18 protein-coding genes and 1 tRNA gene are annotated in these 19,270 nt (G+C 62.9%); 12 read left to right on the forward strand and 7 right to left on the reverse strand.

Annotation, left to right across the window (positions count from 1 at the left end; all coding sequences use genetic code 11):
• The first annotated feature begins 86 nt into the window (after positions 1–86).
• From EN818_RS24200 to EN818_RS24215, 4 genes are all read left to right on the forward strand, one after another.
• Positions 87–587: a peptidoglycan-binding protein gene (locus EN818_RS24200; protein WP_245518823.1), complete on the forward strand. Its 501-nt coding sequence runs from the start codon at positions 87–89 to the stop codon at positions 585–587.
• Between the two features lie 292 nt (positions 588–879).
• The gene (locus EN818_RS24205) at positions 880–1,236 is read left to right on the forward strand and encodes a hypothetical protein (protein ID WP_135904597.1); all 357 of its coding nucleotides are present in this window, start codon (positions 880–882) and stop codon (positions 1,234–1,236) included.
• Between the two features lie 19 nt (positions 1,237–1,255).
• Positions 1,256–1,762 (forward strand): DUF2924 domain-containing protein, encoded by a 507-nt coding sequence (locus EN818_RS24210; protein ID WP_135904599.1) that lies wholly within the window; start codon positions 1,256–1,258, stop codon positions 1,760–1,762.
• On the forward strand, positions 1,759–3,447 hold the full coding sequence (locus EN818_RS24215) for a recombinase family protein (RefSeq protein WP_135904601.1): 1,689 nt from the start codon (positions 1,759–1,761) through the stop codon (positions 3,445–3,447). Before EN818_RS24210 ends, EN818_RS24215 begins: the two co-directional genes overlap by 4 nt.
• A 446-nt stretch (positions 3,448–3,893) precedes the next feature.
• Here EN818_RS24215 and EN818_RS24220 read toward each other — a convergent pair.
• Positions 3,894–3,969: transfer RNA gene (locus EN818_RS24220), tRNA-Ile, on the reverse strand.
• 217 nt (positions 3,970–4,186) lie between these two features.
• Here EN818_RS24220 and EN818_RS24225 point away from each other — a divergent pair.
• On the forward strand, positions 4,187–4,897 hold the full coding sequence (locus EN818_RS24225; RefSeq protein WP_095806872.1) for an SIMPL domain-containing protein: 711 nt from the start codon (positions 4,187–4,189) through the stop codon (positions 4,895–4,897).
• A 230-nt stretch (positions 4,898–5,127) separates the two neighbouring features.
• Here the strand turns inward: EN818_RS24225 and EN818_RS24230 are convergent, their stop codons facing one another.
• Positions 5,128–5,475 (reverse strand): hypothetical protein, encoded by a 348-nt coding sequence (locus EN818_RS24230; RefSeq protein WP_095806873.1) that lies wholly within the window; start codon positions 5,473–5,475, stop codon positions 5,128–5,130.
• 455 nt (positions 5,476–5,930) lie between these two features.
• Positions 5,931–6,377 (reverse strand): YcgN family cysteine cluster protein, encoded by a 447-nt coding sequence (locus tag EN818_RS24235; protein WP_095807031.1) that lies wholly within the window; start codon positions 6,375–6,377, stop codon positions 5,931–5,933.
• A 195-nt stretch (positions 6,378–6,572) separates the two neighbouring features.
• On the opposite strand from EN818_RS24235, the gene EN818_RS24240 reads away from it, so the two are divergent.
• The 3 genes from EN818_RS24240 to EN818_RS24250 all read left to right on the forward strand — a co-directional run bounded on the left by EN818_RS24240 (position 6,573) and on the right by EN818_RS24250 (position 9,775).
• The gene (locus EN818_RS24240) at positions 6,573–8,759 is read left to right on the forward strand and encodes an OmpA family protein (RefSeq protein ID WP_095806874.1); all 2,187 of its coding nucleotides are present in this window, start codon (positions 6,573–6,575) and stop codon (positions 8,757–8,759) included.
• A 489-nt stretch (positions 8,760–9,248) separates the two neighbouring features.
• On the forward strand, positions 9,249–9,485 hold the full coding sequence (locus EN818_RS24245) for a type II toxin-antitoxin system ParD family antitoxin (RefSeq protein ID WP_095806875.1): 237 nt from the start codon (positions 9,249–9,251) through the stop codon (positions 9,483–9,485).
• Positions 9,482–9,775: a type II toxin-antitoxin system RelE/ParE family toxin gene (locus EN818_RS24250; protein ID WP_095806876.1), complete on the forward strand. Its 294-nt coding sequence runs from the start codon at positions 9,482–9,484 to the stop codon at positions 9,773–9,775. Before EN818_RS24245 ends, EN818_RS24250 begins: the two co-directional genes overlap by 4 nt.
• Here EN818_RS24250 and EN818_RS24255 read toward each other — a convergent pair.
• From EN818_RS24255 to EN818_RS24265, 3 genes are all read right to left on the reverse strand, one after another.
• Positions 9,772–10,638 carry an NAD(P)-dependent oxidoreductase gene (locus EN818_RS24255; protein WP_095806877.1) on the reverse strand — a complete coding sequence of 289 codons (867 nt, stop codon included), beginning with the start codon at positions 10,636–10,638 and terminating at the stop codon, positions 9,772–9,774. The genes EN818_RS24250 and EN818_RS24255 overlap by 4 nt on opposite strands.
• A gap of 110 nt (positions 10,639–10,748) precedes the next feature.
• Positions 10,749–11,396, reverse strand: a complete 648-nt coding sequence (locus tag EN818_RS24260) for a LuxR C-terminal-related transcriptional regulator (RefSeq protein WP_095806878.1) — start codon at positions 11,394–11,396, stop codon at positions 10,749–10,751.
• 7 nt (positions 11,397–11,403) lie between these two features.
• Positions 11,404–12,279: a S1C family serine protease gene (locus EN818_RS24265; RefSeq protein WP_095806879.1), complete on the reverse strand. Its 876-nt coding sequence runs from the start codon at positions 12,277–12,279 to the stop codon at positions 11,404–11,406.
• Positions 12,280–12,489: 210 nt separating this feature from the next.
• Between EN818_RS24265 and EN818_RS24270 the strand changes: the two genes are divergently transcribed.
• Positions 12,490–13,440: a trypsin-like peptidase domain-containing protein gene (locus EN818_RS24270; RefSeq protein ID WP_095806880.1), complete on the forward strand. Its 951-nt coding sequence runs from the start codon at positions 12,490–12,492 to the stop codon at positions 13,438–13,440.
• 5 nt (positions 13,441–13,445) lie between these two features.
• Here the strand turns inward: EN818_RS24270 and EN818_RS24275 are convergent, their stop codons facing one another.
• Positions 13,446–14,399 carry a LysR family transcriptional regulator gene (locus tag EN818_RS24275; RefSeq protein WP_095806881.1) on the reverse strand — a complete coding sequence of 318 codons (954 nt, stop codon included), beginning with the start codon at positions 14,397–14,399 and terminating at the stop codon, positions 13,446–13,448.
• A 111-nt stretch (positions 14,400–14,510) separates the two neighbouring features.
• Here EN818_RS24275 and EN818_RS24280 point away from each other — a divergent pair, with 111 nt between their 5' ends.
• The 3 genes from EN818_RS24280 (at position 14,511) to EN818_RS24290 (ending at position 19,264) form a co-directional block, all read left to right on the forward strand.
• Positions 14,511–15,152, forward strand: coding sequence for an FMN-dependent NADH-azoreductase (locus tag EN818_RS24280; RefSeq protein ID WP_095806882.1), 642 nt, complete (start codon positions 14,511–14,513; stop codon positions 15,150–15,152).
• A 159-nt stretch (positions 15,153–15,311) separates the two neighbouring features.
• The gene (locus EN818_RS24285) at positions 15,312–16,694 is read left to right on the forward strand and encodes a 3' terminal RNA ribose 2'-O-methyltransferase Hen1 (RefSeq protein WP_095806883.1); all 1,383 of its coding nucleotides are present in this window, start codon (positions 15,312–15,314) and stop codon (positions 16,692–16,694) included.
• A complete protein-coding gene (locus EN818_RS24290) occupies positions 16,691–19,264 on the forward strand; it encodes a polynucleotide kinase-phosphatase (protein ID WP_095806884.1) in 2,574 nt (857 codons plus the stop codon). Before EN818_RS24285 ends, EN818_RS24290 begins: the two co-directional genes overlap by 4 nt.
• Positions 19,265–19,270 lie beyond the last annotated feature (6 nt).

Consider the following 19,270-nt stretch of genomic DNA (forward strand, 5'->3'; position numbering starts at 1 on the left):
GCCGAGGAATGGAAACGACCGCCGCGCGAGTGGTTCGAGGCCAAGACCCAGTTCGCCGTCGTCTTCGGCGAAAGGTTCGTCGGCCAGTGACGAAACCGGCCTCGCGCACAGAATTCCTGACAGTCCCCGTGGCTTTGCCCTCCATACCACCGGCCGACGGCGGCAAGGCGAAGTCCCTTTTCGACATCTTCAGGCTTGACCACAAATACACCCTGGCCGGCCACAGCTCACATAGCAGTCACAGCTCGCACAGCAGCCATCGGTCGTCATCCGGCGGTACATACTATGTTCCTCCGGCGTCACCAGCCCCGCTGTACGATGCGCCATCGACAACTTACCAGCAGCCCGCGCCCGCCGCACCGGCCCCTTTGGCGACGCTGCCCGGCAATTCCAATAAGTTCAAAGACATCGTCCTTCAGGTGCAGTTCGCCATGCTGGCCTACGGCTACTACAACGGCGAGCTAAACGGCCAAATGAGCCCCGAGATGCGGGACGGTCTCACGCGCCTCCAGGCCGATTACAACCTCAAGATCACTGGGACGATTACCCCCGAAACGCTCACGGCGTTGAAAATCGTGGCCAAATAACTCTCAAGCGATCTTGTAGCCCTCGCACTCAAGCCGTTGAGCAGATCAATCCCTTCATCGTGGGCAGCTCTCTCCAGCGTCTGGATCCTCTAGCCCAACTCCCGGAAGGCACGCCAGATCGTCCGCAAATAGCGACTTTCCGCTGGACTTCACCGCCAAAGGAAGCATTGGTTGGGTAAGCGCCGCCGAGGAACTCGGCACTAGAAGAGCTTAGGCTCCAGCCCGCGAGCGGCGGGCTTCAGTCAGTGCAAGCGCCGGGATGACCCGGGCGCCGAACTGACGAAGATTCAAGATGGCAATCCTCAATTACATCGAAGCCAAAGCCGACAATGTCGAAATGCGGGCCACGGCATCCGACTTCTACCAGGCCCTCCCCCCGCCTTCCCTATGCGAGCAGTCCGATGCAGCCGTCTCGGTGACCGTTGAGAAAGGCAAGGGCACTTCGCCCCTAGCGCAGGCCAAGACTAACAACGTCCGAAGGACCCAGAGCTCGACCAACAGCGTCACGGTCCAGTCGTTGATCGATGCTACTGGATGGCAGCCACCGGGGCGGACCTTCCTCTCCGGCATCGTCAAGAAAACCGCGGCCACGAGCTGCTCAGCGAAGCTGGAAAGAGCAGCAAACGGCGCCGCTGCGTCGCCGAAGTAGAGATGGCTGAGCAGTCTCGATGCGCAAGCGACTGGATATCAACACTGAGATTGCTGCAGTCCGCGATTTGGCGCGAGACCAACTCGTGGCAGCATGGATGAAGACCTATGGCTGCCCGCCGCCCAAAGGTGTCAAGCGCGAGTTACTCGAACGCTCTGCTGCCTGGCATCTGCAGGCGAAAAGGTTGGGCGGCCTGCCGTCGAGCACTAGAAAAGCCCTCGGGTCGATTGATGTGCGTCCGACTGGCTTATGCTTGCTCCCCGCGGCCAATGCGGCGCCATCGAGCAACAATGGAACGGCACCAACCGAGCTTGCATCATCTGCCCCAGTCGTGGCGAGGAAGCCGGGATCGGTCCCGCCCAAGGTCGGGTCTCGTCTGATGCGGGAGTGGAACGGTCGGATGCATATTGTTGAAGTTGTCCACGGTGGCTTCGTGCTCGATGGCAAGACCTTCCGATCGCTGACGGCCGTTGCTCGCCGCATCACGGGCACGCATTGGTCCGGCCCAAGGTTTTTTGGACTATGACAACATCCCCTCGTCTCAACTGTGCAATCTACACTCGCAAATCCACCGAGGAGGGGTTGGAGCAGGAATTCAATTCGCTTGATGCCCAACGCGAGGCGTGCGCTGCGTTCATTGCCTCTCAGGCAGGGTTAGGCTGGAGGCTCATGCCGGACCATTACGACGATGGGGGCATCTCCGGTGGCACGATGGAGCGCCCTGCCCTCCAGCGTCTCCTACAGGAAATCCAGCGCAAGAAGATTGACGTCGTTATCGTCTATAAGATCGATCGCCTCACCCGATCGCTGATGGATTTCTCAAAGATCGTGGAGATCTTTGATGCCAATTCCGTCTCGTTCGTCTCGGTCACCCAACAGTTCAACACCACCACATCGATGGGAAGGCTGACACTCAATGTGCTTCTGTCCTTCGCCCAGTTCGAACGAGAGGTCACCGCTGAACGCATCCGCGACAAGATCGCGGCCTCGAAAAAGAAGGGCATGTGGATGGGCGGCGTTGTGCCACTGGGCTATCGCGCCGAGAACCGCAAGCTCGTGGTTGATGAAGCCGAAGCGAAGATCGTTCAGCACCTGTTCGCTCGCTATCTCGTCCTGAAGTCAGTTCGTGAACTTGTCAGTGAGGCCAGGCGGGACGGCCTTTCAGCACGGTCACGCCAACAAAAGGACGGTTCTGTTGTCGTCACGTCACCGTTCGGCCGCGGCAACCTTTACCACCTTCTTTCGAACCCGATCTACATCGGCAAAATTAGGCACAAGAAGCACATCTACGACGGCGAGCACGAGGCCATTCTCTCGGCTGCCCAATTCGACGAGGCCCAGCAGCTTCTCAACTCACAGGCACCCAGGCGACGAAGTCAGTTGAACGTCACGCAAGCTCATTTGCTAACCGGCCTGCTCTTCGATGAAGACGGCAAGAAGCTGCGATCCGTTCATGCCAAGAGACGAGACGTTCGCTATCGGTACTACGTCTCAAAGCAGTTCGTTGATCAGCGGCGAAATGGATCAGACGGTTGGCGTCTTCCCGCCCAGGCCGTTGAATCCGTTGTTGAGCATCGTCTGAATCGGATTCTCAGCGATCATGCCCAATTGTCTGATTGGCTTCGGCGATGGGCGGATTCCGGCGAAATCCAATCCGCGCTCACTCGCGCTGATGAAGTGCGATCATCTTGGGCGTCCGGAAACGTCTACGCGAAGCGATCGCTGCTCCAGAAAATCGTTCGTCGGATCACGATCAAGCCGGGATCATTGACCATCGAACTCGTCATCCGGCCAGTCTCGGAACTGTTGCTAGCCAGGGTCCTCCCCACTGATGGTGGCGCCGAAACGACGTTACTCGAATGTCCGTTTGGGATGAGGCGTCGCGGTGTCGAAACGCGGCTTGTGCTTACCGATGGATCTAGCGTCGTCCGAGAACCGGATGCGGCTCTTGTTAGCCTTCTTCGCCGCGCTCATTTGTATCTCAACCAGCTGACGGATGGCGCCAACCGCAGCCTCACCGACGTTGCCTTACTGAATGGCACCGATACATCCGAGGTGAGCCGCCTCCTGCCCCTCGCCTTCCTTGCCCCCAAAATCGCGTCCGGCATTGTCGCTGGCGACCAGCCTGCCGAACTGACCGCGCATCGGCTTCCTCGCCTGCCTGAACTCCCGATTGTCTGGACCGACCAAGCGGCACTGCTCGGTTTCTGAACCAACGACCAAGCATCTCCCTGATCGGCCGACCATCACTTTCCAAAACGCTTGGCTACGGAATTCCCTCGTCAGAGACGACGGCCAAAAATCTGGGCATTTTGGGCGCTCACTGGCGCGTCTCAGCCAAGCGTTCCGACCGCGCGGCGCTGACAAAATGGAAATGTCGGAACTATCTCGAAACAGCTGAAAAACTTTCGAAATAGGGGGCACGCGATGGTGCCCCGAATGATCCGATGCAGCCAACCGGAAGCGAAAACTAAGTCACGGAAGTGTCGACGCTATTCAGGCTTATTTCCAGGGAAGTGTCGGACATCGCAGTTTCGGGCGAAAATGGTGGCCATTTTGACAGTGGCGATTCACGCCGCATCGAGGTGCATCCCAGCGATCGTTTGGTGATGCGCGAAGCAAAAATATATGCTAAGAACTTGATATTAAATGGTTTTTGGTGGGCCCGGAGGGACTCGAACCCCCAACCAAGCGGTTATGAGCCGCCGGCTCTAACCATTGAGCTACAGGCCCCACGCGGGCTGGCTTAGTGTTTTTCGGCTCGCGGCACAAGGCTTTCGAAAGCGCTGGCGGGGAATGCTAAAATCGGCCCATATTCCGGCGATAGATCGGCTTGCGCCCATTCGGGCGTGAACAGGTTCCGGGTATTGCAGGCAGTGCGACGAATCCAGGCTTTTTCGAGCCGAGTCCGTGCCGGCAAGGAATGGCCCAACCATATCGAGGAGGTTTCATGACCAGACGTCTTCTGACCTTTGCGCTCGCTGCTGCGGTCGCTTTTCCGGCGCTGGCGAGTGCCGCCGATTCGCCGACCCCTCCACGCATTGTCGTGTCGGGCGAAGGCGAAGCGACGGTCGCGCCCGACATGGCGATCCTGACGCTCAGCGTCATGCGCGAGGCCAAGACCGCGCGCGCCGCGCTCGATGCCAACAACGATGCCATGGCGGCGGTGATCGCCGCGATGAAATCCGCCGGCATCGCCGATCGCGACTTGCAGACCGGCGGCATCCAGATCAACCCGCGCTACAACTACACCAACAAGCCCGACGGCAGCCAGGAGGCCGAGCTTGTCGCCTATCAGGTGACCAACACACTCTCTGTGCGTGTGCGCGACATCGACAAGACCGGTGACATTCTCGACAAGGCGGTGTCGCTCGGCGTCAACCAGGGGGGCGGCATCGCCTTCACCAACGACGATCCCAAGGCCACCATCACCGAGGCGCGTAAGGAGGCCGTCGCCGACGCGATCGCCAAGGCCAAGACGCTCGCCTCGGCGGCCGGCGCCAGTCTCGGGCGGGTGCTGGAGATCACCGACCAGAACGTCGTGCCGGTGCCGATGCCGATGAACGCAAAAGCCTTTGATGCCGCGCGCGCCGCCGTGCCTGTGCAGGCCGGTGAAAACGCCTACACCGTCCAGGTGACCGTCACATTCGAGCTGAAATAGCCAAGTCCGACCTGATCAATGAACAAAAAACCCCGGAGGGAACCGATCCTCCGGGGTTTTTTCGAGCCGCGCGCTTCGGACATGCCGAAGGGGCTCCGCTACCAAAGACTGACCCTCATGTTGACCTTGACCGACCCTCCGAAGGCCATCCCTCCGGATCTTCGAAGAAGATCATGCATAGAGGGGATCGGCGAGGAGCGTGCTTCATGCCGCTCCCCGCCGATGAAGCCTCAGCGGTAGATCACCGGGCAACCGCGCACGTTGGCGAACACAACGACCACGCGATCGCCATACTGACGACCGGCCACCTTCACCGTGCGGCGGCTGACGTCGACGATCCGGACGCGATGCAGGCCCATGCGCTCAGCCTTGTCGAGGGCGCGGTCCGGCGAGCAGCGGTCGCGACGCCATTCGCGACGGTAATATCCGTCATCGTCATCGCCTGTGTAGACGCCGAAGCGCGGATCATGGTTGTTGCCGAAGCCGAGATAGAGGCTGTCCGCATGCGCCGGAATGGCGCCTAGCGTGCCAAGGCCGACAAGGGCCGAAAGGGCTGCCGTCTTGATGGTGTTGAACATCGTCTTCTCTCCTTGTTGAGGGCTCTCGCCCAGTCGGTGGTTGGCGAACTGGTGTTTGGCAAACCGATGACTGCAGAATGCCCCTTCCTGTCTGAACCATTTGCGAACCGGGCGTTCATGTCCGGTTCATGTGGCAGGAAAAGGGAATTCTCCCGCTGCCATCGCCCCTTCACTCTGAAACCTGCCGCCCAAACGCGTCGTCGCGCCGCCGGTTCCCGTCAAAACCGTCTTACGGCTTGTCAAAGGCAGACCGGTCAGGTTCGTCCTCAACGGGCGAACCGTCAGGGTTCGTCCTCAATAGGCGAACTCGTCAGGGTTCGTCCTCAACAGGCGAACCCGTCAGGGTTCGTCCTCAACAGGCGAACCCGTCAGGGTTCGTCCTCAACAGGCGAACCCGTCAGGGTTCGTCCTCAATAGGCGAACTCGTCAGGGTTCGTCCTCAACAGGCGAACTCGTCAGGGTTCGTCCTCCAGCATGTAATCGAAATAGTCGTCCGGCTCGGCCAGATCGGTTTCCTTGGCCCTCACCCGGCCGCGGATCGAAATTCCCGCCTGATGCACGGTCTCCCCGCTTCCGGAAACCAGCCGGTGCCACCAGTAGAGATCATGGCCTTCGGCGATCAGCCGGTAGGCGCATGTCTTGGGCAGCCAGCTGATGGTACGCACATTTTGCGGGGTCAGCCCGACGCAATCAGGCACGCGCGCCAACCGGTTGGCGTAGTCCGCACAACGACAGGTTTCTGCATCGAACAGCCGGCAACCGACGCTCGTCCAATAGATGTCGCCCGTATCTTCATCCTCGAGCTTCGACAGGCAGCATTTGCCGCAGCCGTCACAGAGCGATTCCCACTCGGCTGGGGTCATCGCCTCGAGCGGCTTGGTCTTCCAGAAAGGCGCATCCATGCCGGGGATTTGGCGCTGCCGGGCCTTTTGGTCAAGCATCGCAGTGAGCGCGGCCCAATATCAACATTAGAAAAACATGGAATTGCCTTCAAAACGCCCGCCGAGCAACCTTGGTTGGGGCCAATGCCTTGAACTGGAACCAATTGCGGTTGATGAAAGTTTGGGCAGGGATGGGACCCCAAAAGGAGAATTGAGATGAAACGCCAACCACGGATTCTGGCAGGCACGGCAATCGGCCTGCTGATGGCATCCGCGCCGTTGGGCGCGTTCCCGCTGCAGGGAAGTGCCGCTTTCGACACCCCGCGCGGAGCGCCACTGATTCTGGCGCAATCGAGCTGCGCCGAAGGCCAATCGGCCGAGGAATGCGCGCAAGGTGGTCAGCAAGGGGAAGCCCAGCAGCCGAAGAAGAAGAAGCGCGAGCAGCAACAACAGACCGAATCGGCCCCGGCCGAGCAGCCCGCCGAGCCGGAGCAGAAGCCGCGCAAGAAGCGGCAGGACCAGCAGCAGCAGATGGACACCGGCCAGGCCGGGGAAGCAGCGCCTGCAGAGCAGCAGTTCAAGCCGCGCAAGAAGCGCGACCAGCAGCAGCAGATCGAGGCTGCGCCGGCCGATCAGGGCGGCCAGCCCGCAACCGAAGAACAGCAGCTCAAACCGCGCAAGAAGCGTGACCAGCAGCAGCAGACCGAGACGGCTCCCGCCGATCAGGGCGGCCAGGCCACGACGGACGAGCAGCAGATCCAGCCGCGCAAGAAGAAGCGCGATCTCCAGCAGCAGCTCGAATCGGCACCGGCCGAGCAGGCTCAGCCTGCGCCTGCGAACGACAACCAGCAGCTCAAGCCGCGAAAGAAGAAGCAGCAGCAGATCGAGGCGGCTCCTGCCGAAGAGGCCGCTCCGAGCGAACAGGCTGCGCCGGCCACCACCGATCAGCAATTGAAACGCAAGAAGAAGCGGGATCAGCAGCAGCAGACCGAGACGGCTCCCGCCGAGCAGGCTCCAACCCAGAATGCTGAACCGGCGCCGGAAGAGCAGCAGGCAGCTCCCGCCCAAGGCGAAGAGCCGACAAACAAGCTGAAGAGGCGCAAGGCGCTCGGCCAGCAGCAACCGGCTGCCGAGCAGCCGGTGACCGGAGAACAGCCCCCGTCCGGCGAACAGCCGGCGACCGGCGAGCAGGCCGCGCCGGCGCAGGGCGAAGCCCCGGCCCAGGGCGAAGCCACCACCGCCAAGCAAGGTGAAGCTCCGCTTCTGGACAGCCAAAAGGACGTGCTGCGCCGGCATAAGGGGCGCAACGCCCAAGGCGCAGGCACCGGCGAAGACCAGAATGCTCAAGGCCAGGCTGAGCAGCAGGGCGCAAAGCAGGTCCAGAAACTGGCGCCGGTCGATCAGGGCCCGCCGCCCACCGACGACAAGGCGGCGCAGCAGGAGATCAAGCCTGAGAAGATCGTTCCTGTTACCGAGGAACAGGGCAAGCGGATCGAGCTTACGCCCGAGCAGGTTGTCCGCGAGCGCCGGCGGCCTGAGGGCGCGGACGTGGTGAAGCAGTTCGGCGACCGTGTGATCCTTCAGTTCAACAACCAGACGATCGTGGAAAGCAACGAGGCTCCTCGCATCACGCGCGGCGCCAAGGATGTCTACTACGAGGATCTGCCGCGTGGCCGCACCCGCGAAACCGTGCTGCGCGACAATGGCATCAGGATCGTCACCATTCGCAACCGCAATGGTGACGTCATCCAGCGTTCGCGCATCATGCCGGATGGCCAGGAATATATCCTGACCTATGTCGACGAGCGGTATTACCAGGATGTCGACGATTGGCGCGATCCGGGCGAGGACCTGCCGCCGTTGCGGCTCGACATTTCGCGCCGGGACTACATCCTGGATTCGGAGGATGTCGAGGATCCGGACGAGTACTACACCTTCCTCGAGCAGCCGCCCGTGGAGAGAGTGCAGCGCCTCTACTCGGTCGACGAGGTCAAGCGCTCGGCCCGCATTCGCGACATCGCCCGCCGTATCGACCTGGACACGCTGAACTTCGACTTCGGCTCGGCGACGATCTCCGATGAAGAGGTGCAGAAGCTTGAAGGCGTGGCCACCGCCATGGACAAACTTCTGAAGAAGAACCCGGCCGAAACCTTCCTCATCGAGGGCCATACGGACGCGGTCGGCACGCCCGATGCGAACCTGGCGCTGTCGGACCGGCGCGCCGAGGCGGTTGCCGAAGCACTGACCAACGCGTTCGGCATTCCGGCCGAGAACCTCACGACGCAGGGCTATGGCGAGGAGTACCTCAAGGTGGATACGTCCGGCCCGAACCGCGAGAACCGCCGCGTCGCGATCCGCCGCATCACCTCGCTGGTGGCGCCGGTGGCGAGCAACGAGCAGTAAAGCGCGTTTGATTTCAAGCTCCTGATCCGATTTCCGGAATCAGCACGAAAGGATGAAGGCCCGTCCACCCGGACGGGCCTTTTCGTTGAAGCGAAAGAAGAATTGTCCCTTTAGTCGCCGCGTTCATTGAATCGCCGCATTGCGACACCCAAATTCAAATCAGGGCGTTCCCTGCCCTGTCCCGACTCCAGCGGGACACATAGGCCCCGTCGGTCCCCTCTCCGGCGGGGCTTTTGTCTTTGAAACAAATCTCAGCTGCCGCAACGCCTTCGTCTTCTCGGCCTTCAGCCTCGTCAACTTAGCAAGGGTAAAGAGGGCTACTGCATGTCGCGCAAAAGTGTGCAGCGGTTTTGCTAAAACGACGTAAAAGCAAAGACCTAAAGCGCGTCGCCTGGATTTGTTTGAACGCGACGCGCTCTTAGAGAACAAGCGGCAACCTTGCCAACTTGAGCATACCTTGATACCATCTATTGGTATTGGAGATGCAGGATGTCCAAAAACACCTCCGTGACCCTTGGCGATCAGTACGACGCATTTATCCAGCGGCAGATAGCAAAGGGCCGCTTCGGCTCGGCGAGTGAAACAGTCCGCGCAGGTCTTCGCCTCCTCGAAGAACAGGAATTGAAGCTCGAGCAGCTTCGTGCCGCTATCGACGAAGGAGACATGTCGGGCAGCCTCGAGCCATTCGACATTGAGGCGTTTCTCAATGCGAAGAAGCGCCGATGAAAAGAACGGTCCGGATTTCGCCGCGAGCGAAGCGGGACCTCGATGGTATCTGGGATTATTCGCTGAATCAGTGGGGCGCTGAGCGGGCAGAAGCCTACATCCGCTCAATCCACTCCGTGGTCACGTTGATGGACCAGTTTCCAGCAATAGCGCGGAATGCCTCGGACGTCAGGCCTGGCCTGCTCAAATATGCTGTCGGTTCTCACGTGGTGTATCTGCGAATGAATCACCAATCCATCGATATTGTGCGCATTTTGCATCAACAGATGGACTACCCCAGGCACCTTTAGAAGGTTCGCGTTATCCTCGTTTCCGATTTGGCGAACACCTCGTCCGGCACGAAGAAATCGCCGGCCAGCGCCCCCTTGGCGCCGGGCGCATAGATCGAAAAATCGGTGACGCCTTCGGCGCGCAGCACCTCTTCGTCGATGTAGAAATTGCCCGTCGCATCGCGCGACGGCCGCAGGAAGATCGCATGCGCGGCATCGGCCATGATGTCGGGCGAGCGGCTCATCGCCGCTACGGTCGCGCCACCCAGAAGGTTGCGCACCGCGGCCGTGTCGATGGTCGAGATCGGCCATAGCGAATTGACCGCGATATCGTCTCTGGCAAACTCGGCGCTCATGCCCAGCGTGCACATCGACATGCCGAACTTGGCCATGGTGTAGGCGACATGGTTCTTGAACCACTTGGCCTTCATGTCGAGCGGCGGCGCCAGATTCAGGATGTGAGGATTTTCGGCCAACTTCAGGTGCGGAATGCACATTTTCGAGACCAGGAAGGTGCCGCGCGTGTTGATCTGATGCATCAGGTCATAGCGCTTCATGTTGGTTTCCAGCGTGCCGGTGAGCTGGATGGCGCTGGCATTGTTGACGCAGATGTCGATGCCGCCGAACCGTTCCACGGTCTTGCTCACTGCCTCGGCGACCTGGGCTTCCTCGCGGATGTCGCAGAGCACCGGCAGCGCCTTGCCGCCGGCCTGCTCGATCTCCTCGGCCGCACTGTAGATCGTGCCCGGCAGCTTCGGATGCGGTTCGGCGGTCTTGGCGGCGATCGTCACATTGGCGCCGTCGCGCGCTGCGCGCAGGGCGATCGCCAGCCCGATGCCGCGCGATCCACCCGAGATGAACAGCGTCTTTCCCTTGAGCGACATGCTTGTCTCCCTCTGCGATTTCGCGAGGCAACTTGCGCGGCCGACAGGCTCGGTGCAAGGCCCAAGAAGATTACGCTGCGTCGTGCGGCAACGGGGAAGCGTCGCCCGCTTCAGACCAGCACCAGCCCCTGCCGCATCGCAATGGCGATGGCATCGGTGCGGTTGGAAGCGCCGAGCTTGACCAGGATCGCAGCGACGTGGAACTTCGCCGTGTGGACCGAAATGTTGAGTCGCCGCGCGATCACCTTGTTCGGCGCGCCTTCCGCCAGCAGCGCCAGCACTTCCGCCTCGCGCGGCGACAATGCCGGGCGAACCTGGTCGTCGTCGAGTCCCTCGTCCTCGGACGGTTCTGTGTGGAAGTCGCCATGAGCGGCCACCGCCGACGGTCCGGCCCTGCTGATCCGATAACCGGACGCTGCCAGTCGCAAGGCGGCGGCAATCAGCAGGCCGTCGGCTGAGGGCGGCAGCACTGCCAGGACGTTGCCATTGAGCCCATCGCGGACGGCGCGTCGCGAAAGCAGAACCATCGGCATGGTCGAACCGGCGGCCCGGCTTTCCAATGCGGCCTCGTCCATTAGCGCGACATCGGCGACCTGGCTCATATTGCTTGCTGCGAGCGCCGGCAGCAGATCGTCGCTGGCCGCAAGCGCGTCGGCCAGTTGCTCGGCGCGCGCCGCGTCGCCGAGCGCGATCAGCACGGTCAGCCGGTGGGTAGCGCGATCCGGTCTTGCGATCGTTTGGGCTGCGCTGACGGCCATTTTCCTCTCAGCTCAACGGTTTTTCGCCGATGGTGATTGAGACGTCGCGCCGAGCGCCACCACTCGACACGCCGAGCGTCACCGTCGCGCCGGCGCTGTCTGGGCCGAGCCTGCGGATCAGTTCGCGCGGCCCATGCACGGCTTCGCCGTTCCAGGCCACGATGATGTCGCCGACATGCAGGCCGGCGGCCTTTGCCGGGCCACTGTCGTCGAGGCTCATGACCATGGCGCCATGCGTGTCGCCGTTTCGGATCGGGTGCAGCCCGGCGCCTAGATAGCCGCGCGCGACGTGGCCCTTCTCGCGCAGCGTCGTAGCCGCGCGTTCGATCGTCTCGTAAGGCATCACCAGCACCCGGCGGCGCGGTCCGAAGAGCAGCATGCCGATCAGCCCGCCTTTGGCATCGAGCACCGGGCCGCCCTCGAACCGGCTCCCGGTGTTGATGGCGAGGTTGATGCGCCGGTCGATGGTGCCGCCGCGCATCGAACGCCAGGCAGGACCGACCTCGCCGACAGTGCCGAAGACCGCAAGCCCGGTGCCTTCACTGTTGCCGACGGCGATCGCGATATTGCCGGCGCGCACAGGACCAGCCTGAGCCAGCTGCGGCAGGTCTGCTGTTGCCGCAGCCGGCTTGAGAAGCGCAACGCCCGTCGAAGGATCGCGGCCGACCATCTCCGCCTTGGCGGTTTCGCCCGACGCCAGCGTCAGCTCGATCTCTTCGCCGGCCTCAACCGCTTCCTCGGCGGTGACAAAGAAGCCGTCGCGCCAGTGGAAGGCGCTCGCGCTGCGGTGGTGATGCGTGGCAAAGCTCGCCAGCGCCGGCGCGGCGGCCGCCGCAGCATCGGCAATGGCGTCGGAAAAGGCTGCAAGGTCGAAAGCGCTCATGGCAATCATCTCCTGGGTTCGATGACCCAGATATCGCTCAGCGGCACGTCCTGCGGTACTCGCCTGACGGCTAGTCTGGCCGCCCACTGCCCATATGGTCAGGTCGCGGCAGCTGCGGCCGCTCCGCACATATAGTGCGTGCCGCTCAAAAGTACCGCGCGGTTTTGGAAACGGCATCCATCGCATTGCCGCAAGACACGGAGCACCGCCATGGCCTTCGCCGCCGAGAAATTCCAAGCCGATGACGTCTTGCTCGATGCCTATTCGGCGACCGTCGCGGATGCGGTCGACCGGATCGGTCCGGCCGTCTGCCGCATCGAGCGCACCGGTGACGCCGGCGGCCACGGTTCAGGCTTCGTCATCGCGCAGGACGGACTGGTGGTCACCAACTTCCATGTCGTCGGCGACGCGCGCGCCGTGCGGGTCACGATGCCGGATGGCGCCGTGCGCGACGGCCGCGTGCTCGGCCGCGATCCCGACACCGACATCGCGCTGGTCCGCGCCGACGGCAGTTTCGCCGATGTCGCGCCGCTCGGCGATTCCAAGCGTCTCCGCCGCGGCCAGATCGCGATCGCCATCGGCAATCCGCTCGGCTTCGAATGGACGGTCACCGCCGGCGTCGTCTCCGCGCTCGGGCGCTCGATGCGCGCCTCGACCGGCCGGTTGATCGACGACGTCATCCAGACCGATGCCGCGCTTAACCCCGGCAATTCCGGCGGCCCGCTGGTGTCGTCGGCGGGCGAGGTGATCGGCGTCAACACCGCGATGATCCATGGCGCGCAGGGCATCGCCTTCGCGGTCGCCTCCAACACCGCCAATTTCGTCATCTCCGAGATCATCCGCTTCGGCCGCGTGCGGCGCGCCTTCATCGGCGTTTCAGCCGATACGACCAACCTGCCCCGCCGCGCGGCGCTGCTGTCGCAGGTTTCCACCAACACGGCCGTGCGGCTGCGCAGCGTCGAGAAGAACGGGCCAGCGGCGAAAGCCGGTTTGAAGGAAGGCGACATCATCGCCGCCATCGACGGCCGGCCGGTCACCGGCGTCGACGATCTCGTACGCATGCTCGATGCCGAGCGGATCGGCCGTGAGACGCTCTGCACTGTCGTGCGCCGCACCGGCGTCAGCCAGGTGAGGGTGATACCGGTGGCAAGGGCTGGCTGAGAAAGTCATGCCTGTTGATGGGTCGTCTCCAGCCCCTCCTCCGTCCACACGCCCGGCTCCATCTCATGGAAGCAGCCTAGTTGTCGTTTGAACTGGTCGATGAGCCAGGCCGCCGCCGGTTTCGGGCTGCGATCGGTTCGGTGCATGGCATATAGGGGCGAACGCGCCTCGCTGTAGGGTTCGAGGTCGAGTTCGACCAGCCTGCCGCTGGCCAGATCTTCGGCCATCAGCCAACGCGGCAGGCCGCCCCAGCCCAGCCCCTCGCGCATCAGCGCATGCTTGGTGCGAACGTCGGTCAGTCGCCAGGTGCGGTAGGCGAAGACGCCGTAGTCGCGCCCCCGCGTCCGCTCCGACTGATCGAAGACAACGAGTTGAGTGTGCTCGCGCAGGTCCTCGATCGCGATCGGTTTCGGCAGCAGCGTCAGCGGATGGCCGGGAGCCGCAGCCGGCACGATCGAGACATGGCCGATGCGCAAGAGATGCACGTCGGCTTCGCCGAGCAGGCCTCCGATTCCCAGATCGGCATGCCCGCCGACAACCTGGTCGACGATCAGGCCGAGCGTCCCGACATGCAGTCGCAGGGTCACCGTCGGAAATTGCGCCTCGAACGCTCTCAGTACCCGAACCAGCACCGGCGAAGGCAGCGCCACGTCGACCGATATAGTCACTTCCGCTTCCAGGCCTTGCCGGTAGCCGTCGGCGCGCGAGCGGATGCGTTGCAGCACGCCCACCATGCGCCTTGCGTCCTCCAGCATCGCCTTGCCGACATCGGTCAGTTGCGGTTCGCGAACGCCTTCACGCTCGAACAATTTCAGCCCGAGTTGAGCCTCTAGGTTGGCGATGCCGTAGCTGATCACCGACTGCGCCCGGTTGAGCTTGCGGCCGGCGGCCGAGAAACTGCCGGTATCGGCCACCGCGACCAGGATCTGAAGCTGATCGAGAGTCGGATTTGGCTGCATGATCGATCCATGTTCTAGATGGGTTACATGCAAATTATACCTGTTTTTCAGATTGGTCAGCAATCCCATATTGGTGGGGAAAGTTCAATCCAACCCCAAAGGGACACCGCCATGTCTATTCTGCTTGTTACGTCCAGCCCGCGCGGCGCCGCTTCGCATTCGACTCACGTCGCCACCGATCTCGCGCAAAAGCTGCTTGCCGCCGATCCGTCGGCCAAGCTGGTCGTGCGCGATCTCGTCGCCAATCCGCTGCCCCACATCGACCCTGATTATGCGACCGGCATCTACACGCCCGTCGAGGCACGCAGTCAGCGCCAGGCCGAAGTGGTCGGCGTCTCCGACGCCGTGCTCGAGGAGCTGTTTGCGGCCGATACTGTCATTCTCGCCACCGGCTTCATCAACTTCAACATCTCGTCGACGCTGAAGTCGTGGATCGACCACATCGCCCGTTCGGGCAAGACCTTCGCCTATGGCGCGAACGGCCCGAAAGGTCTCGTCGCCGGCAAAAAGGTCTATATCGTGCTCGCTTCCGGCGGCATCTATTCCGAAGGTGCCGCCGTGCAGATGGACCACGCCATTCCCTATCTGCGCGGCGTGCTCGGCTTCCTGGGTATGACCGATGTCGAGGTCATCCGGGTCGAGGGTGTCGGCATGGGCGCCGACGCGGTCACCGCCGCGCTCGCCAAGGCGACCGCCAGGGTCGATGTGATCGCGGCTGGAACCGCCGGCAAACGTGTTGCGGCGGCGGCGTAAACGCACGCCATCCTTGGCCGAAATAAAAGGCAGGCGCCGGCCCGGCGCCTGCCTTTTTGCTTGCGCGCACTCGGTCAGTTGCATTGCGCCCAGCCGAGATCCAGCAGATAGCCGTGCAACGCCATTGGTTATTCTGCCGGTCTGCGCTATCGGTCGCGCATGTTCCTGTCCGTTGCTACAACGCATCGTCCGGCCACAGATCTCGGTTTCTTGCTGTACAAGCATCCCGATCGTCTGCACGAGACCGACCTGGCCTTCGGCAAGGCTTGGCTGTTCTATCCGGAGGCAACCGAACAGCGTTGCGAGGCTGCGCTTCTCCTCGACATCGACCCGATCGGACTCGTACGGGGCAAGGGTCAGGCAGAAGGCCTGCTGGACCAGTATGTAAATGACCGGCCGTACGCGGCATCGTCCTTCCTGTCAGTGGCGCTCAACAAGACGCTGCGGACCGCGATGACCGGCATTTCAAAGGAGCGCCAGGACCTGGCCAACAGCGACCTGCCGCTTGAAGCCGTGCTGACCCCGCTGCCGATGCTTGGTGGGGAGGCTCTAGTCCGAGAGCTGTTCGAACCCCTGGGGTGGACCGTCGACCTGACGCCGATCGAAAATGCCGGACATGGAGCCGGCAACCGGCAATACGGCCAACTGAAGCTGACGGGGAAAGGCCGGCTGAGCGGCTTGCTGAACCACCTCTATGTCCTGATCCCGGTCCTTGACGACGCAAAGCACTACTGGGTCGGCGAGGCCGAGATCGACAAGCTGCTGTCCAAGGGCGAGGGTTGGCTGGAAAACCATCCCGCCAAGGACGTGATCGTGCGGCGCTATCTGCGCAATCGCGGTCCGTTGGCCCGCATCGCCCTGGAGCGGCTGGCTCCCGAGACGGTGGGAGAATCGCTGCGTCCCGAAGTCAGGAGCGCACCCGAGGAGGCGCTGGAGATGCCTATTCGGCTGAACGACCTGCGCATGGACGCGGTGGTCGACGCCATTCGGGCAACCGGTGCAAACGTTATCGCGGATCTGGGATGCGGCGAGGGCAAGCTGCTCTATCGGCTCGTGCGCGAGCGATGGGTCCACAAGCTGTTCGGACTTGATCCCGCAATTCGCGAACTGGAGTGGGCTGCGAAGCGTCTCAAGCTGAATGAGTTCGGTGGACCGCCCGAAGGTCGGGTCACGCTGTTGCATGGATCGCTGACATACCGGGACAGCCGCTGGGCCGAAGCCGACGTCGCCGTGATGGTCGAGGTCATCGAGCACCTCGACGAAGACAGGCTGCCTTTGGTCGAACGCATCGTTTTTGGCGAGACGGCGCCGAAGTCGGTGATCGTGACCACTCCGAATGCGGACTATAACGCACTGTTTCCGAACCTGGGCGCGGGCAATTTTCGCCATCCCGACCATCGCTTCGAATGGAGCCGCGCCCAGTTCGAAGTCTGGGCGGCCAAGATCGGCGAGACCTATGGCTATGCCGCCGCCTTCAGCGGCATCGGGGCTGCCGACACCGTCCTGGGAGCGCCCACGCAGATGGCGGTGTTCACGCGATGAGAGAGCCCGACAAGACCGACCTTGCCATCCCTGATTTTGCGCTCGTCGTGCTGATCGGCTCGACCGGATCGGGCAAATCGACTTTCGCCGCCAGGCACTTCCTGCCGACCGAGGTCATCTCCTCGGATCGCTGCCGCGCACTCGTTTGCGATGACGAGACCGATCAGGACGTTTCGGCGGACGCCTTCGAATTGATGCGCGAGATTGTTGGCAAGCGGCTCAAGCACCGCAAGCTGGCGGTCATCGATGCCACCAACGTGCGGGCAGCCGACCGCAGGGCCTGGATTGAATTGGCACGCAAGTGGCACGCCCTGCCTGTCGCCGTCGTCATCGATCCGGGTGTCGACGTCTGCGTCGCGCGCACTGCGTCGCGACCCGACCGGCAGTTCGGCGCGGGAGTAGCCCAACGCATGACGACCGAGATCCGCAAGGGTCTCGGCGGCCTGCAACGCGAGGGCTTCCGCCAGGTCTGGAAGCTTGGCAGCGAGGCCAGCATCGAGGCTGCCAGGGTCTCGCGCCAACCGCTTTGGACCGACAAGCGGGACGACCCCGGACCGTTCGACATCATTGGCGACATCCACGGCTGCGCCGATGAACTTCAGACCCTGCTCGGCCAACTCGGCTACGGCGTCGCCTGGTCCGAGGATCGCGGTGACCGAACGGTCGTCGTCACTCCGCCAGAGAGCCGCAAGATCGTCTTTGTCGGTGACATCGTCGATCGTGGTCCCAACTCGCCCGACGCCCTGCGCATCGTCATGGGCATGGTGGCGGCCGGCACTGCCTACTGTGTCCAGGGCAACCACGAACGCAAGCTCGGCCGCTGGCTGGAAGGCCGCAAGGTCACGGTTGCTCACGGCCTGCAGCAAACCATTGACCAGTTGGAGACTCAAGATCGCGGCCTGCGAGAGGCCCTGCCGGCCTTCCTCGACGGTCTGCGCAGCCATGTCTGGCTGGACGGTGGACGCCTGGCCGTTGCCCATGCCGGCCTGAAGGAGGAAATGATCGGACGTGGTTCGGGCGCCGTGCGCGAATTCGCTCTCTATGGCGAGACCACGGGCGAGATCGATGAATTCGGCATGCCAGTCCGCGCCGACTGGGCCACGGCCTATCGCGGCAAGACGGCCGTCGTCTATGGCCATACGCCGATGCTGTCGGCCGAATGGGTCAACAACACCCTGTGCATCGACACCGGCTGCGTGTTCGGCGGCAAGCTGACGGCCTTGCGCTGGCCGGAGCGCGAGCTTGTCGAGGTGCCGGCACTCCAGGTCTGGTCCGAACCGATACGTCCATTGGGGGGAGCCGATCTCGGCAAATCGGCCCAGGCCGACGCCGACGGCGTCCTCGACTACCAGGACGTTTCCGGTCGCCGCTGGATCGAGACCGAACTGAGGGGCCGTATCGTCGTTGCCGAGGAGAACGCGTCGGCGGCGCTGGAGGTGATGAGCCGCTTCGCACTGGCGCCACAATGGCTGGTGTATCTGCCACCGACGATGTCGCCGTCCGAGACCAGCAGCCAAAGCGGCTGGCTCGAGCGCCCCGAGGAAGCCTTCGCTCACTTTCGCGAACGTGGCGTCGCTCAGGTCGTATGCGAGGAAAAGCATATGGGTTCGCGGGCGGTCATTGCGCTGTGCCGGGACGCGCGGACGGCGCGCGAACGCTTCGGCGTGTCGGGCAACGAGACCGGCGCGATCTGGACCCGGACGGGACGCTCCTTCTTCAAGGACGCCGCCGTGACGGAAGGCCTGCTTGCCCGTCTTCGCACCAGCGTCGATGCAGCGTATCTGTGGAACGAACTGAGCAGCGATTGGCTGCTGCTGGATGCCGAGATAATGCCTTGGTCAGCCAAGGCGGGCAGCCTGATCGAAAGCCAGTACGCGCCGGTGGCGACGTCCTCGGCCGCCGGCTTCCAGGCCAGCCACGAGGCGTTGGCTCGGGCTATGGCGCGCGGCGTCGATGCGGCCGGACTGCGGGCGCGGTTCGATGACCGGGCTGCGCGCGCGACCAAATACGCCGCCGCCTGGGCGCCCTACGTATGGCCGGTCTCAAGCATCGACGACCTCAAAGTCGCGCCATTTCACCTGCTCGCCAGCGAAGGACATGTCGGCTTCGACAAGGATCACGTATGGCACATGACGCTTGCGGCCCGCCTGGCCGCCGAAGATGGCGTGACTAGCACACGCTGGCGCACGGTCGATCTTGCCGACTCCGACGCGTGTGCGGAAGCAATCGCGTGGTGGGAGGCGCTGACGGGCTCGGGCGGCGAAGGCATGGTGGTCAAGCCGCGCGACTTCGTCAGCCGCGGCCAGAAAGGACTCATCCAGCCGGCGTTGAAAGTGCGTGGCCGGGAATACCTGCGCATCATCTACGGCCCCGAATACGATGCGCCGGACAACCTCGTTCGCCTGCGGGAGCGTGGCCTGGGTGGCAAGCGCAGTCTGGCACTCAGGGAGTTCGCGCTCGGTCACGAGGCGCTGAAGCGGTTTGTGGCGAAGGAACCGCTGCGGCGGACACACGAGTGCGTGTTCGGTGTGCTGGCCCTGGAGAGCGAACCGATCGACCCCCGACTGTAGAGATGT

The sequence above is a fragment of the Mesorhizobium sp. M3A.F.Ca.ET.175.01.1.1 genome, assembly GCF_004791945.1.
Taxonomy (GTDB): Bacteria; Pseudomonadota; Alphaproteobacteria; order Rhizobiales; family Rhizobiaceae; genus Mesorhizobium.